The following is a 14,014-nucleotide window of genomic DNA, read 5'->3' as shown; positions in this document are numbered from 1 at the left end:
CACACGGCCTGCGGAAGCGTCGCGTGACCTTCCGCCCGCCGGGAGGCAGGACTCGGTGCAACGCATCCGGTGCGGGGCGTCCGTCCCCGCCGGGGCGATCCGGTTCTCCCCGGACGAGTGAGGTACCACTCCCCGGTCCCGCGCTGCCCCGGGCCGACGCGGGACCGATGCCGCCGGCGCCCGCTGACGACCGGTCGGCTTCTCCGGCCGCGTCGACGCGGTGCCGGACGGCCGTCAGACCAGGCTCTGGAGCACGGCAGGGTCGTACGCGACCGTCCACTCCAACTCGCCGCGGAGGGCCCGCGCCGCCCAGTCGGGGTTGGCCAGCAGCGACCGGCCGACCGCCACCAGGTCGAACTCGTCGCGCTCCAGCCGGGCCAGCAGTTCGTCGATGCCAGTCGTGTCGGACGGCGTGGTGAAGCCCGAGGTGAAGTCGCCATCGCCGTACTGCCGGACCATGCCGACCGAGCCGACCGTGACGGCGGGCTTCCCGGTGAGCTTGCGGGCCCAGCCCGCGAGGTTGAGGGAGCTGCCCTCGAACTCGGGGAGCCAGTAGCGGCGGCTGGAGCCGTGGAACACATCGACCCCGGCCTCGGCCAGCGGTACGAGCAACTGCTCCAGCTCGCCGGGGTTCCGCGCGTTACGGGCGTCGTAACGGCCCAGTTTCCACTGGGAGAAGCGGAAGAAGACCGGGAAACCCGGGCTGACGGCCGCGCGGACGGCCCGTACCACCTCGGCGCCGAACCGAACGCGGGCGGCGGGGCTGCCGCCGTAGCCGTCCGTACGCCGGTTGGTCTCGCTCCACAGGAAGCTGTCGATCAGATAGCCGTGGGCGCCGTGTACCTCGACGCCGTCGAACCCGAGCCGCTCGGCGGTCCGCGCGGCCTCCGCGTAGGCGGCGACGGTGTCGTCGATGTCCCGCCGGGTCATGGCCACACCGGCCGGCCCGCCGTCCAGCCCTATGCCGGACGGGCCCTCGGCGGGCGGCCCGGTGGCGGTACGTGTGAGCCCCGTGTGCCAGAGCTGCGGAATGATCCTTCCGCCTGACTCGTGCACCCGGCGCACCACATGGGCCCAGCCGGTCAGCGCCCGTTCCCCGTGGAAGTCGGGCACGTTGTCGTAGGCCCCGGCAGCGGGGCGGTCGATGTAGGTGCCCTCGGTGATGATCAGTCCGGCCTGGTGGGTAGCCCGCCGGGCGTAGTACTCCGCCACATCGGGACCCGGCACCCCGCCGGGGGACGCGGTTCTGGTCATCGGGGCCATGACGATCCGATTGGGGACCGTGAGGCTGCCCACGGTGAACGGTTCATCGAGACTGGCCATCGTTTCCTTCCGAGTCGAATGCGGACCGACGAAGGATTTCCGGTGGGGAAGTACTTCGGTCACGCTTGGATAGTGCCCGATCGACGGCGTCTTTGGCCACACCGCCCTGACGGAAAATAACAGATCCGCACGAGCGGACTCCTGCATTGCATGATGCGATGCACTGCAACGAAATTATTGGGTTGACCCGGTGCACGAGGGCGACGACAGTTGATCCCGTGGCTTTGCATCACGGGGGCAGTTGGTGCGCTACTTATTTCGTTATCGCAGCCAGGGAATTCCGGCACGATGCGTGCTGTTCCCAGGGCTGCCCGAGAAAGAAAGAGCGGAACCCGTATGACGAGCCATGGCCGTTCTCTCGTGCCGTCCGTTGGGGAGCTGGAAGGCAAGCGGGCCGTGGTCACCGGCGGCAGCCGCGGGATCGGCGCCGCGATCGTGCGCAACCTCCTCGATGCCGGTGCCACCGTGGTCACCTCCGCTCGCAAACCGGACGAGGGGACGCCGTCCGGCGTCACCTTCGTCAAGGCCGACCTCAGTACCTCCGACGGGGTGCGCGAGTTCGCCGACGCCGCGCTGGAGACGCTCGGCGGCGTGGACATCGTGGTCAACAACGCGGGTGGCTGCCGTTCCTTCCACAGTGTGCTGGACCTGGAGAAGGACTGGCAGTACACGATGGACATCAACTTCCTGGCCGCGGTCCGGCTCAACGCGGCACTGGTGCCCTCGCTGCGCGAGAGCGGCGGCGGGGCCGTCCTGCATGTCTCCTCCATCGCCACCATCGCGGCCTACCCGATCCTCTACCACTACGCCGCCGCCAAGGCCGCGCTGGAGACGTACAGCAAGGGTCTGGCCGCCGAGCTGGCGACGGACGGCATCCGGGTCCTCTCCCTGTGCCTGGGCAATGTGGAGACACCCGCCTCGAAGATCGCGCGAGGACAGGCGGTCGAGTATTTCGGCGGCGTGGCCGACCCGGCCGGCCTCGAAGCCCTCGCCGGGAAATGGGCTGCGGAAATTCCGCTGGGGCGGCTCGGCGCGGCCGAGGACATCGCCGAAGCGGTCGGTTTCCTGGTCTCCCCGCGTGCTTCATGGATCACCGGCAGCAATATCGTCATTGACGGCGGAAAGACGGCCGGACTTTCCTGAACGCCGGGACCTTGCCCCGTCATTCGCGAATAAAGGAATCCGCCCCTTCCTTTCCTCGACGAAGGAAATCCGGCCAGCTTTTTAGAGGCTGGGAACCGGCCCGTCCGTACGCCGGATAAACCCGGCCTCAGCACACGTTGTCCTGGAAGGACCGACACCATGACCGAGACAGCTGCGGGCGGCCTCCGGGCGTATCCGTTCGGACCGGTAACCCGACTCGACATCGACCCGAATCTGGTCGAGATATGCAGTGAGCAGCCTGTGCTGCGGGTGCGTCTGCCCTTCGGCGGCGACGGCTGGCTGGTCACCCGGCACGCGGATGTCCGGACCGTGCTGGCCGACCCGCGCTTCAGCCGGGCCGCCGCCGTGGGCGACCATGTGCCCCGCACGGTCGCGGTCGGACTGCCCGCCACCTCGATGCTGAGCATGGACCCGCCGGATCATACCCGGCTGCGCCGCCGGGTGGCGAACGCGTTCGCCACCCGCCGGCTGAAGAAACTGCGCCCGCGCGTCGAGGAGATCGTGAACGGCTTGCTCGACACCATGGTGTCCGCCGGCGGCCATGCGGATCTTACCCAGGCCCTCACCTGGCCGCTGCCGATCACCGTGATCTGCGAGATGCTGGGCGTGCCCAAGACCGACCACGACCGGTTCACCGAGTGGGTGGACGGCCTGCTGATGCTCTCCGACCCGGAGCAGTCTGCCGCGGCCCGGGAGCAGCTTTGTGGATACCTCGCCGATCTGATCGCGCGGCGCCGTACGGCCCGCACCGAGGACCTGCTCGGCGAGCTGGTCGCGGGGGAGGAGGAAGAGCCGCTCGGCGAGGGTGAACTCGTCGGCCTCGGAGTGAGCCTGCTCTCCGCCGGTCAGGAGGCCACCGCCAACCAGATCGGCAACTTCGTCTACACCCTGCTGACCCGGCCCGGCCTCTGGCGGCGGCTCGTCGACGATCCCGTGCTCATCCCCGATGCGGTCGAGGAACTCTCCCGGTTCATCCCGATCAGCGCCACCGCCGGCTTCACCCGGATCGCCACCGAGGACGTGGAACTGGGCGGGCAGATCATCCGGGCCGGTGACGCGGTGGTCGCCGAATTGGGCATGGCCAACCGCGACCCCGAGGTGTTCGAACGTCCCGAGGAGATCGACTTCGGGCGCGAGCGGGTCCCCCATGTCACCTTCGGATTCGGCATCCACCACTGCCTCGGTGCCCAACTGGCCCGGATGGAGCTGAACGTGGTGCTCGAAATCCTGGTCCGGCGGCTGCCCGGACTCCATCTCGCGGTCGAGTCGGACCAGTTGGCCTGGCGGACCGAGCGCCTCGTTCGGGGCGTGGCCGCACTGCCGGTCGGCTGGTGAGACACCCCGCCGTGCGCCCGGCACCGTGACAGGTGCCGGAGCCGGCTTCGGCAGGGGCACACCGCCGGGCCGTCCCGGCGCCCACCCGCTCGCATATGACCCGGCGACCTCGCCGCAAAGCCAAGGGAGAGCTGTTCATGGCAGAACCACGGGACGCGAGCACCGCGGCCGCATCCGAGCCGGGCCGGGGACTCGCCGAGGTTCTGGCGTCCGTGGACCTGGGCGAGGCGCTCGCTGAGGTCATGGCGGCCATCTTCGAGAACCACAGGGACCTCCCGGCCCTCGGCGAACGCGCCGTGGACCCGGCGACCGGACAGCTGCTGCCGCGCTTCGACACCCTCACCTACCGCGAACTGTGGGCGCGGGTCCGCGCCGTCGCGAGCCGGTGGCACCACGACCCGGAGTACCCGCTGCGGCCGGGCGACCGTATCTGCACCCTGGGTTTCACCGGTGTCGACTACGCGACCCTCGACCTGGCCTGTATCCATGCCGGCGTGGTACCCGTCCCCCTCCAGTCCAGCGCGCCGCTGTCGCAGCTCGGGCCGATCATCGCGGAGACCGAACCGCGTGTCCTCGCCGTCAGCGCCGAATATCTGGAGGTCGCGGTCCTGGCCGTCCTGGCGGCGCCCTCCGTCCAGCGGGTGACCGTGTTCGATCAGCGCCCCGGACCCGAGGGGCGGGACGCGCTGGAGGCCGCCCGGCGGCGCCTCGCCGAGGCCGGCCGGCCGGTGGCTGTGGACACCCTGGCCGAGGTGATCGACCGCGGACGCCGACTGCCGCCCGCGCCCCTGTTCACCGCCGCCCCCGGCGAGGACCCGCTGTCCCTGCTCATCTACACCTCCGGCAGCACTGGCGCCCCCAAGGGCGCCATGTACACCCAACGGCTGGTCGGCACCGCCTGGTACGGGTTCAGCTACGGGGCGGCGGACACGCCTCCGGTCAGCGTGCTCTATATGCCGCACAGTCATCTGGCCGGCCGCTACGCGCTGATGGGCTCCCTGGTCAAGGGCGGTGTCGGCTACTTCACCGCGCGCAGCGACCTGTCCACGCTGTTCGAGGACATCACGCTGATGCGTCCCACCGAGTTGACCGCGGTCCCCCGGATCTGCGACATGCTGTTCGAGCGGTACCGCGCCGAACTGGACCGGCGGGCCGGGGAGCCCGGCGATGTCGAGGCGGCGGTCAGAAAGGACCTCCGGGAGAATTTCCTCGGCGGCCGGGTCGCCAAGGCGTTCGTCGGGACTGCCCCCGTCTCGGGCGAGATCGCGTCCTTCGTCGAGTCCTGTCTCGGCTTCCACCTGTACACCGGCTACGGCTCCACGGAGGCCGGCGGGGTCCTCCTGGACACGGTGGTGCAGCGCCCGCCCGTCATCGACTACAAGCTCGCGGACGTTCCCGAACTCGGCTACTACAGCACCGACCTGCCGTATCCGCGAGGCGAACTGCTGCTCAAGTCCAAGACACTCATTCCTGGTTACTACAAGCGCCCCGAGCTGACCGCCTCGATCTTCGACGAGGACGGCTACTACCGGACCGGCGACGTCTTCGCCGAGACCGGGCCCGACCGGCTGATCTACGTCGATCGCACCAAGGACACCCTGAAGCTGTCCCAGGGGGAGTTCGTGGCCGTCTCCCGCCTGGAGGCGGTCTTCGCGGGCGGTCCGCTGATCCGGCAGATCTATGTGTACGGCAACAGTGAGCGTGCCTATCTGCTCGCGGTGGTGGTACCCACCGAGGACGCGCTGGCCGGGTGCGGAGGCGACCCCGCGTCCCTCAAGCCGCTGCTCGCGGAATCGCTCCGGCGGACCGCCAAGGAGGCAGGCCTCGACTCGTACGAGATCCCCAGGGACTTCCTGATCGAGGCCGAGCCCTTCAGCATCGAGAACGGTCTCTACACTGAGAGTCACAAACTGCCGCGCGTCCGGCTCAAGGAACGCTACGGTGCCACTCTCGAGCGTCTGTATGACGAGCTGGCCGAGGGGTACGCCGAGCAGTTGCGCGAGGTACGGCGGTGCGGGCCGGACCGGCCGGTGGCGGAGACCGTCCGCCGGGCCGCCCAGGCGCTGCTGGGCTGCGCGGACGCCGAGCCGAGCGCCGACACCCACTTCACCGACCTGGGCGGAGACTCGCTGTCCGCGCTCTCCTTCTCCCGGTTGCTGGAGGAGATCTTCCAGGTGGAGGTTCCAGTCGGGGTGATCATCAGCCCGGCCCGCGATCTGAGACGGGTCGCCGCATACATCGAGGCGCGGCGCCGCGCCCGCGCTGGGTGCCCCACGTTCGCCACCGTGCACGGCGAGCACAGCACCGAGGTCCGCGCCGCCGACCTCACCCTGGAGAAGTTCATCGACGCCGCCACACTGGCCGGGGCGGCGGAACTGCCGCGTTCCGACGGCCCCCCGAGGACCGTCATGCTGACCGGAGCCACCGGCTACCTCGGCCGGTTCCTGTGCCTGGAGTGGCTGGGCCGGCTGGCGCCCGCGGGCGGCAGGCTCGTCTGCGTCGTGCGCGGCGGCGACCCGGCCGCCGCCCGACGCAGGCTGGAGGAGAGCTTCGGCAGCGGTGACACCGAACTGTCCCGGCGCTTCCGCGACCTGGCCGAGGGAACCCTGGACGTCCTCGCGGGGGATGTCGGCGAGCCGCTGCTGGGACTGGAGGAGAACACCTGGCGCACTCTGGCCGAGACCGTGGACCTGGTCGTCCATTCGGCCGCCCTGGTGAACCATCTGCTGCCCTACAGCCAGTTGTTCGGCCCGAATGTTGCCGGCACGGCCGAGGTGATCCGGTTCGCCCTCACCGCACGGCTGAAGCCCGTCTCCTATGTGTCGACCGTCGCCGTGGGCCTCGGGACCGCAGGCGGTTCCCTGGACGAGGACGCCGACATCCGAGACATCAGGCCGGTACGGCACCTCGACGAGAGCTACGCGGGCGGCTACGCCACCAGCAAGTGGGCCGGTGAGGTCCTGCTCCGGGAGGCGTACGACCGGTGCGGTCTGCCGGTCGCCGTCTTCCGGTCCGACAACATCCTCGCGCACAGCACACACCCCGGGCAGCTCAATGTGTCCGACACCTTCACCCGTCTGCTGCTGAGCCTGCTTGCCACCGGTGTCGCGCCGGGCTCGTTCTACGGCGACGGCGGCGGCGCACGCGCGCACTACGACGGACTGCCCGTCGAGTTCACCGCGGAGGCCGTCACCGTGCTGGGCGCGCTGGCCACTTACGGCTACCGGATCTTCAACGTGGTCAACCCGCACGACGACGGTGTCTCGCTGGACACCTGTGTCGAATGGCTGATCGACGCCGGCCATCCGGTCCAGCGGATCGACGACCACGCCCAGTGGCTCACTCGCTGCACGGTCGCGCTCCGGACCCTGCCGGAACGTCAGCGCCGGCACTCGCTGCTCCCGTTGCTGCACGCCTTCGCCGAGCCGGAGACGCCGCTGGGCGGTTCAGCACTCCCCGCCGAGCGGTTCCGCGCCGCCGTACGCGCCGAAAAGGTCGGCTCCGACGGGGACATCCCCCATCTGTCGGCCGACCTGATCCGGAAGTACGTCACGGATCTGCGGCTGCACGGCCTGCTCTGAGAACTTCCATGCGGCCCGGCGGGGGTCCGGACCGCACGGAAGCGGTGTCCGCTGCTCGGAGCCACTCGGTCTCGTGTTCCGTGGCGGTGGTGTCACCTGCGGCCACGATGACCGTCTGCGCCGGATGGGCGAGCGGGTGGCCCGCCCCGGACAAGTCGGCCGAGCGCGGCGGCCGTCCCCAGCAGCGAGAGGCACAGGAAGGTTCTGGCGGTGGCGAGGAGATAGCTGACAGCCCGGGGACTTCCAGGCGGTCGAAAGCCCGGGGAGCCGATTGCCCTTGAGTCCCTCGCAGGAAGAACATGACTGGACGTGAAGTCCGAAAAGGTGCACACATCTTTTGAGGGTGCCTCGTTAGGGTGATTCGCAGAGATTCGGGATGTGGCCGTTCTTGCCGACTTCTGCCGTCGCCGGGGCCGAGCCAGCCATGAGACGTGCCGATGCTGAGCCAGAGAGGGTGCGGTGTGCCGTCGTCGATGGAGGCGTTGGAGGCCAAGGCGGGCTGAGGCACAGGCGGGGCCGAGCGGCTGCGTGAGCAGATCGCTGGTCTGTCGGAGGAGTTGTCTCGCGCGGAGAAGCAGCTGACGCGGCTGAAGATCGCGCGGGAGACGGTGGAAGAGGTGCCTGTACCAGCAGCAGGGGTTCATCGGCAGCCACCAGACGCGTCAACGCGACCAGACCGTACCCACCGACTGATCGACAGCACTCTAAGAAGATCTGCACCCAAGTTCGAGTGTTACCCTCCAGGAGGTTTTCGCCGGATGCGTGCTATGACCGATCAGCTGGGATTCAGTCTCACTCAACTCCAGTACTTCGTGGTCTCCGCCGAACTCGGCAACATCTCCGAGGCGGCGGAGAGACTCTGTACCTCGCAGTCGACGGTGTCGTCGGCCGTCCGCCGCCTCGAACGCCATCTCGGCGTCCAGTTGCTGCTTCGCCACCATGCTCGGGGGGTGAGCCTCACCCCCAGCGGGCGTCACCTCTTGCACGAAGCCCATTTACTGCTGAGGCAGGCCAGAAGCCTCAAGGCGCAGAGCGACTCCCTGGCGAGCGATATCACGGGTCCCCTCGATGTCGGCTTCTTCTATCCGATCGCCCCGTTCCTCCGGCCGCTGGTCTGCCGGCTGATCGAAAAACGCCATGGGGTGCTCCAGTTGAACGTGCACGAGGAATCCGCCGAGGAAATCATGAACTTCCTGCGGGCTGGCCGATGCGAGATGATCGTGACCTACGACTTCCTGGCGGAGGAATCCGTCTTCCACCCGCTCGTCGAGCTACCGGTCCACGCCCTCGTGGCCGAGGACGCTCCCGGGGTCGATGACGGTCGGGTCTCGCTGGGCGAACTGGTCGCCCAGCCCCTTGTCACCCTGGACTCCCCACCGCTCCTCCGCCACTTCGAGAAGCTGTGCGTCGACGCGGGCGTCGCGATGCCCCCGGTGATCAGGACAACGACGCAGGAGACCATGCGTGGGCTCGTGGCCGCCGGCTTCGGATTCGCGCTGATGTACCAACGCGCCTCGCCAGTCACCACGTTCGACGGCCGAAGGGTCCGCGCGGTCGACATCGTCGACGACCTGGCCCCGTCGTTCCTCGGTGTGGGCATCATGCCCGGATCCGCCATGAGCGGTCGCGCCAAGGCATTCCTCAGCGTGCTGCGCTCGGTGATCTCGGCCGGTTACGACGTGACCCCGCAGCCGGGCCCGGACGACACACCCGCATCCCTGTGGAAACGGTGGGCGGTGGACCAATGAGCGGCGTCCCGGCGAGCCACAGGCTCATGGTGGAACATCCGTGGGTCCGGTGCTTACGGCCCTGCGACACGTCCGTGCTCGTCGCCGCGGTCAGCGACGAGGCCACCCTCCGCGAGGCACGGCTCCAGATCGGCGGCGCCGTCGGCCGGGCGGTGGAGACCTCCCGGCCGACGGACGCGACCGCCCCGGCCCGGTCCGCAGGACCGTCCAGGACCTCCGGCGATCTGACCGCCCGCTGCGCTGAGGCGCTCGCGCTCCACTTCCTCCGATCCCTGGCGGGATTTCCGACCGACGACCTTCCGGACGTCACCGGTCAGTCCGTCCGCGAGAGCATCCGGCAGAACCTGCCCGTGGGTCTCTCGACCCTGTGGGCCTGGGGGGCGAAGGTCAGCGGAGACCCCTGCTGCTCCGGCGGTCGCGCCGCGCCGCGGCGCCCCGGGCGTCCTGGGCACGCGGGGGTGCACATCGCGGCGGGCCTGCCGGGGGAGGGGATTGAGGGATTCCGGACCAGTCACCGCCAGGTCGGCGAGACGGCCGAACTGATCCGCGCGGTCGGTCCCGGCGCCGTCGTCCGGTCGTCGCCGTACAACTACGCCGATCTGGAGCTGGTCATTCCGCTGAGATCGCGGCGGGATCGCAGCGCCGCGTTCGGCCACCGTGAACTCGGACCGCTGGCCGACGACGGGATGTCCGAACTGAGGGCCACCGTCAAGTGCTACCTGGACACGGAACGCAGTATGTCCGCCGTCGGCCGACTGCACATCGCCAAGAGTCGCGTCGCCTACCGGATACGGAAGGCGGAACACCTCCTGGGCCGACCGGTCAAGGACAACTGCCTGCGGTTGTAGAGCGCGCTGGGGCGTGCTTCGAAAGTGGCGTCGTCTGCCCGGAGGGCAGGCCCGGGGGTGTCCGGTGCGTGCGATCGCAAGGCGGAGGGTCGCCCCGATACTGGATGTATCGGGGTGATCCCGACAACGCGGCGAGCAAAGGGGTCTCCCCTGCTCGAGCGGAGCCGAGAGCTCGGGGAAGTGCCGGGCGCCCCCGGGCAGACGGGACTTCCGAAACACGCCCTAGTGCTGTTCGACGTACTCGGCCCCGCCGCCCCCGCCACCACCGCGGACAGCGGGTCCCGGGCACGGCCGTACGCCGTCGCCGCACCGGCATCGGGGACGTGAGACCGAGGACGCCTCGGAGATTCGGTGGAGACCACCCTTGTCGCCACCAGGAAACGATGTTTCCGAAGAACCGATCGGGTTCTTCGGCCGATGTACCGCCGTGACGGGTAGTTCGGCGGATTCTATTCTGGGAGACGCCATGCCATTTGCAGTTCTCTTCCCTGGGCAGGGGGCGCAGTCCCGAGGAATGGGCGGGGATTTATTCGACCGCTATCCCGGACTCACGGAGTTCGCCTGCGACCTCCTGGGATACGACCTCGTCGCGCTCTGCCGGGACGACCCGGACAACGTCCTCTCACGGACGGAGTACACCCAGCCCGCGCTCTTCGTCGTCAACTCCCTGCACTTTTTCGAGAGGGTGCGCAGGGAGGAGCGCCGAGCCGACTGCTACCTCGGGCATAGCCTCGGAGAGTACAACGCCCTGCTGGCCGCCGGAGCCTTCGACTTCGAGACCGGTCTGCGAATGGTCAAGAAGCGCGGTGAACTCATGGCGGCGGCCCCGTACGGCGGTATGACGGCCGTACTGGACCTACCCGTGGAGAAGCTTCTCGAGGTCTTCCGGCAGGACGGGGTCGAGGCGGTGGACCTGGCCGGCCTTAACACCGACACCCAGACCGTCGTCGCGGGCCCCGCCGAGGCACTGCACACCGCACACGCGGCGCTGGCACGCCGAGGGGTGCGCTTCGTCCCGCTGCGGGTCGGCGGGCCGTTCCACTCGCGGTACATGGACCCGGCCCGTATTGAATTCGAGAAGTATCTGAAGGCCTTCGCATTCGGGGAACTCCACACACCGGTGATCGCCAACGCCACCGGACTCCCGTACCGGGAGAGCGAAATCGTCCGGACGCTCTGCGATCAGCTTGTGCAGCCGGTCCGTTGGTCCGACAGTGTGCGCTTTCTGCTGGACGGCGGTTCCCCGCTGGAATGCGAGGAAATATGCGGGCGGTCCCTGCTGAAAATGGTGGGTCAGATCAGTGACGCGCGGGATCGTGAGACGGACCCGACGGCCGGGCGAGGGGAACGGGGAATTCGTTGACGACCCCGGGCGCAGTGCCGGGACCGCCGCGCGACCGGCGACCCTGAGCGCGCCGCCTTCGCTGCGAGTCATGCGGGCCTGGTGAGCGCGGTGCTGGGCCTGCGGCACACCGAGAAGAACACCCCGTCCGGCGGTCACCGCCGAAGCGCGACGACCAGGATCCGGCGTCGCTGGTCGAGGCCATAGAGCGCCAACTCCTCAACACCCGCCACATGATGCTGAGGGTGGCGAGGGCGGCGCGCGCCTGACGGGACGCCGCGTCCACGAACGCGCGGCCGAGGCGGTCGCCGCGGACACCGGCACGGTGAGGGCGAACTCATCGAGATCGAACAGTGGCGCGTTGATACGGCGGACGGGACGACCTGGCTGCTCGGCACCGGCCCGCTGCCCGGGTGGCGCACGGTGGCACCCGGCCCCCGGTCCTCGCTGCGCGACTGGGGGGACACCTCGGTGCCGAGCTTCTGCGGAACGCAGTTGCCGGTCGCCGACGCCTCCGCCCGGAGCGCCGTCAATGTTGATGTCTGGCAACTCCTGCCACTGGCATCACGTCTCGGAGACCCTCGCAGAGACGACCGGGGCCGCGCGGAGGGTGTATTTCGTTTCGATCGCCAGGCTCGACAAGCAGTTCGCCGGTGTCGAGATGGGGGGAAGGCGTCGACTTCGCCACCGACTCCGCGTGGCTGGCCGCGGCGATCAGCGGCCTCGGATACGCCTGCGAGATCCTCACGACCCCGTCCGTGTCCGCGATCCGGGTCCATGCCCGGCGCTGACGGCGACCAGGCGTGCGGCGCGATCACTCAGCACCTCGCACAGTTCGATCACATCAAGTCAGAACAAGGAGACCCCGTTGATGAATCCGCCGAAGGGCCCCACTCTCCTCGCTCGCTTCCTCACTCCGGCCGACTGAACGCGGTGATATCCGTCGCTGTCGAGCTGTCCCACCGCGGTGTTCCTGATCTGTGGTTCTCCTGCCACCCTGGTCGCCGACGGGAGATCGAGGCCGCCGCGACCGGAAGCCCCATCGGTTTCATCCCGTTTGACTGCGGTCCCTCCCGGTCCGAGGTGGATGATTTCGTCCTGGACGAGAAGAAGGTTCACCCCACCCACAGCCCGACGACGCGGACGATCAGCCAGCTCGGCATCTCTTCGGGCCTGCCACACCGGCCCCAACCCGGCCACCGGATCAGCGATTACGGACGTCGAAAGCCCCGTGACGCGACGCTCCGGCACGATCAGCCTGCGTGCTTCAACCCCCACCACACCCAGACCAGCGACACAGGCCAGCCGTCGTCACTGGCCATCACGCACGAGGTCGTAAGACCACGTAGGTGGTGAAGTCGACTCCGACGAAGTACACGGGACCGTTCAGTCGGTCAGCCGACATACCTGGTCGTCGTCCGTCACCTCGAATACGTCGATGCGCAGGAGCCGGCGGACGTGGGCCGGGACGCGTGTGGCGGCTTCTGCAGAGGAGGACGGTACGACGAGGGCGTATCGCGTGTCTGGGGTCTGGCTCGTCATGCGGCGTAGTAGTTGGCCGTATGCGATGTCGGTGTCGACGCCCTTCTCGATGGTGCGGCCCTTGGCCTCGCAGATCATCCGTTCCTCGCCGCGTACGGCTTCGAGATCGGTCCACCGGTCCGTGGGAGCGACGGGTGTCCGGCCGTCGGCCAGGAGCCAGGCGCGGAAGGTGTCGGTGACCCGGTCCTCGTCACTTTTGCGCGCCAGGATCTTCTTTCAGCGTTGCCAGGTCGGCCGTTTCATTGCGACGCAGTCGTCCGCGACTGTCCGCGTCCAGATCGGAAGGGCGGATAACGACCAGGCGCAGCCCGTGCGTGGGAATGCCCGTATCGCGCCGGGCGTCGTACAGGGCTCGCTGTTCGCCACGGTGGACACCGCTGACGGTGAGGCGGTCCGGCTTGTCGAAATGAGGCGTTGGCTGGTCATGCTGTAGTTCGCGGTACTCGACCACCAGCTGATGCCCGGGCCAGTAGGCGTCAACCGGCAGTTTGACTTGTCGGCCGCCTGCTCCGGGATCTTCCAGCAGCCAGTCGAACCTGTGCTGCGGCAGAGCACTCTCCTCGAGAATCCGGTTGCACAGCCTAACGACGTACGTCTCGTCGCGGCCATCTCTCGTTGCCATGACGAGGCATCCTGCCACCACCCACCGGCCCGGCGAACTACATCGCGGTAACTGCCGGATCGCGGAGTGCGATCTCGAAGTGCCGTGCGGCCCATCACGTACGGCTTTGCTCATGGCCCCGACTTTGGGGCAGCGAAGGACGGCCAGCCGCTCGGCACGGGCGGTACGTTCCTGGGCGGGGCTCGGCGCTTGCTGCATGGCGAATCCGACAGCGCGCACAGCCACGGCGGCGACGACAGACCATCCGCGGACAAGCCGCCCATCCATGTGCCGAATCACCTGCGGCGAGTGCCCTCGTAGTTGGTCAGTGCGCCGCCCAAGTGGTTGGCGGCACTCACTTACTGATCATTTCAGAATGAGTTCGGCTCAGGGTCTTGGCAGTTAGGTTGGCGGGCGGCAGAGTTTTGCGAGTGCCGGATGATCTTGTGCCTGATGATCTGTGGGAGCGTGTCGCCCCGCTGCTTCCTACTCGACCGCCGAGGCGTCGGCGGTATCCGGGCCGACTGCCG

Annotated in this window: 11 protein-coding genes and 1 pseudogene; 9 read left to right on the top strand and 3 right to left on the bottom strand. The window is 68.7% G+C overall.

Going from position 1 to position 14,014, the window contains the following annotated elements; all coding sequences use genetic code 11:
- Positions 1-234: 234 nt before the first annotated feature.
- Positions 235-1,323 carry an NADH:flavin oxidoreductase gene (locus tag ACIQGQ_RS32875; RefSeq protein ID WP_402402972.1) on the bottom strand — a complete coding sequence of 363 codons (1,089 nt, stop codon included), beginning with the start codon at positions 1,321-1,323 and terminating at the stop codon, positions 235-237.
- 336 nt (positions 1,324-1,659) lie between these two features.
- Between ACIQGQ_RS32875 and ACIQGQ_RS32870 the strand changes: the two genes are divergently transcribed.
- The 8 genes from ACIQGQ_RS32870 to ACIQGQ_RS32835 all read left to right on the top strand — a co-directional run bounded on the left by ACIQGQ_RS32870 (position 1,660) and on the right by ACIQGQ_RS32835 (position 12,697).
- Entirely contained in the window at positions 1,660-2,466 is an 807-nt protein-coding gene (locus ACIQGQ_RS32870) for an oxidoreductase (RefSeq protein ID WP_402402969.1), read from the top strand.
- A gap of 159 nt (positions 2,467-2,625) precedes the next feature.
- Positions 2,626-3,822, top strand: a complete 1,197-nt coding sequence (locus ACIQGQ_RS32865; RefSeq protein ID WP_402402967.1) for a cytochrome P450 — start codon at positions 2,626-2,628, stop codon at positions 3,820-3,822.
- A gap of 137 nt (positions 3,823-3,959) precedes the next feature.
- Positions 3,960-7,403: a carboxylic acid reductase gene (gene car / locus ACIQGQ_RS32860; RefSeq protein WP_402402964.1), complete on the top strand. Its 3,444-nt coding sequence runs from the start codon at positions 3,960-3,962 to the stop codon at positions 7,401-7,403.
- A gap of 767 nt (positions 7,404-8,170) precedes the next feature.
- Positions 8,171-9,151: a LysR family transcriptional regulator gene (locus tag ACIQGQ_RS32855; RefSeq protein ID WP_402402961.1), complete on the top strand. Its 981-nt coding sequence runs from the start codon at positions 8,171-8,173 to the stop codon at positions 9,149-9,151.
- A 26-nt stretch (positions 9,152-9,177) separates the two neighbouring features.
- A complete protein-coding gene (locus tag ACIQGQ_RS32850; RefSeq protein ID WP_402402959.1) occupies positions 9,178-9,999 on the top strand; it encodes a hypothetical protein in 822 nt (273 codons plus the stop codon).
- Positions 10,000-10,465: 466 nt separating this feature from the next.
- Positions 10,466-11,362, top strand: a complete 897-nt coding sequence (locus ACIQGQ_RS32845) for an ACP S-malonyltransferase (RefSeq protein WP_402402956.1) — start codon at positions 10,466-10,468, stop codon at positions 11,360-11,362.
- Positions 11,363-11,994: 632 nt separating this feature from the next.
- Positions 11,995-12,132, top strand: a complete 138-nt coding sequence (locus tag ACIQGQ_RS32840) for a hypothetical protein (RefSeq protein ID WP_402402953.1) — start codon at positions 11,995-11,997, stop codon at positions 12,130-12,132.
- Positions 12,119-12,697, top strand: coding sequence for a hypothetical protein (locus tag ACIQGQ_RS32835; RefSeq protein WP_402402950.1), 579 nt, complete (start codon positions 12,119-12,121; stop codon positions 12,695-12,697). Before ACIQGQ_RS32840 ends, ACIQGQ_RS32835 begins: the two co-directional genes overlap by 14 nt.
- 30 nt (positions 12,698-12,727) lie before the next feature.
- Here the strand turns inward: ACIQGQ_RS32835 and ACIQGQ_RS32830 are convergent, their stop codons facing one another.
- Positions 12,728-12,961 carry a hypothetical protein gene (locus ACIQGQ_RS32830; RefSeq protein WP_402402948.1) on the bottom strand — a complete coding sequence of 78 codons (234 nt, stop codon included), beginning with the start codon at positions 12,959-12,961 and terminating at the stop codon, positions 12,728-12,730.
- A gap of 112 nt (positions 12,962-13,073) precedes the next feature.
- Positions 13,074-13,505, bottom strand: coding sequence for a hypothetical protein (locus ACIQGQ_RS32825; RefSeq protein ID WP_402402945.1), 432 nt, complete (start codon positions 13,503-13,505; stop codon positions 13,074-13,076).
- A gap of 410 nt (positions 13,506-13,915) precedes the next feature.
- On the opposite strand from ACIQGQ_RS32825, the pseudogene ACIQGQ_RS32820 reads away from it, so the two are divergent.
- Positions 13,916-14,014 (top strand): annotated as a pseudogene (locus tag ACIQGQ_RS32820) (IS5/IS1182 family transposase); the annotation flags it as partial.

The organism is Streptomyces sp. NPDC092952 (genome assembly GCF_044754785.1).
Classification (GTDB): Bacteria; Actinomycetota; Actinomycetes; order Streptomycetales; family Streptomycetaceae; genus Streptomyces.
Note: the sequence above shows the minus strand (reverse complement) of the source record. Positions and strands in the feature narration are given on the sequence as shown.

Coding starts and splice junctions, on each gene's coding strand:
- ACIQGQ_RS32875 (WP_402402972.1), bottom strand. CDS start 1,323: ATGGCCAGTCTCGATGAACCGTTCACCGTGGGCAGCCTCACGGTCCCC.
- ACIQGQ_RS32870 (WP_402402969.1), top strand. CDS start 1,660: ATGACGAGCCATGGCCGTTCTCTCGTGCCGTCCGTTGGGGAGCTGGAA.
- ACIQGQ_RS32865 (WP_402402967.1), top strand. CDS start 2,626: ATGACCGAGACAGCTGCGGGCGGCCTCCGGGCGTATCCGTTCGGACCG.
- car (WP_402402964.1), top strand. CDS start 3,960: ATGGCAGAACCACGGGACGCGAGCACCGCGGCCGCATCCGAGCCGGGC.
- ACIQGQ_RS32855 (WP_402402961.1), top strand. CDS start 8,171: ATGACCGATCAGCTGGGATTCAGTCTCACTCAACTCCAGTACTTCGTG.
- ACIQGQ_RS32850 (WP_402402959.1), top strand. CDS start 9,178: ATGGTGGAACATCCGTGGGTCCGGTGCTTACGGCCCTGCGACACGTCC.
- ACIQGQ_RS32845 (WP_402402956.1), top strand. CDS start 10,466: ATGCCATTTGCAGTTCTCTTCCCTGGGCAGGGGGCGCAGTCCCGAGGA.
- ACIQGQ_RS32835 (WP_402402950.1), top strand. CDS start 12,119: ATGCCCGGCGCTGACGGCGACCAGGCGTGCGGCGCGATCACTCAGCAC.
- ACIQGQ_RS32830 (WP_402402948.1), bottom strand. CDS start 12,961: ATGATCTGCGAGGCCAAGGGCCGCACCATCGAGAAGGGCGTCGACACC.
- ACIQGQ_RS32825 (WP_402402945.1), bottom strand. CDS start 13,505: ATGGCAACGAGAGATGGCCGCGACGAGACGTACGTCGTTAGGCTGTGC.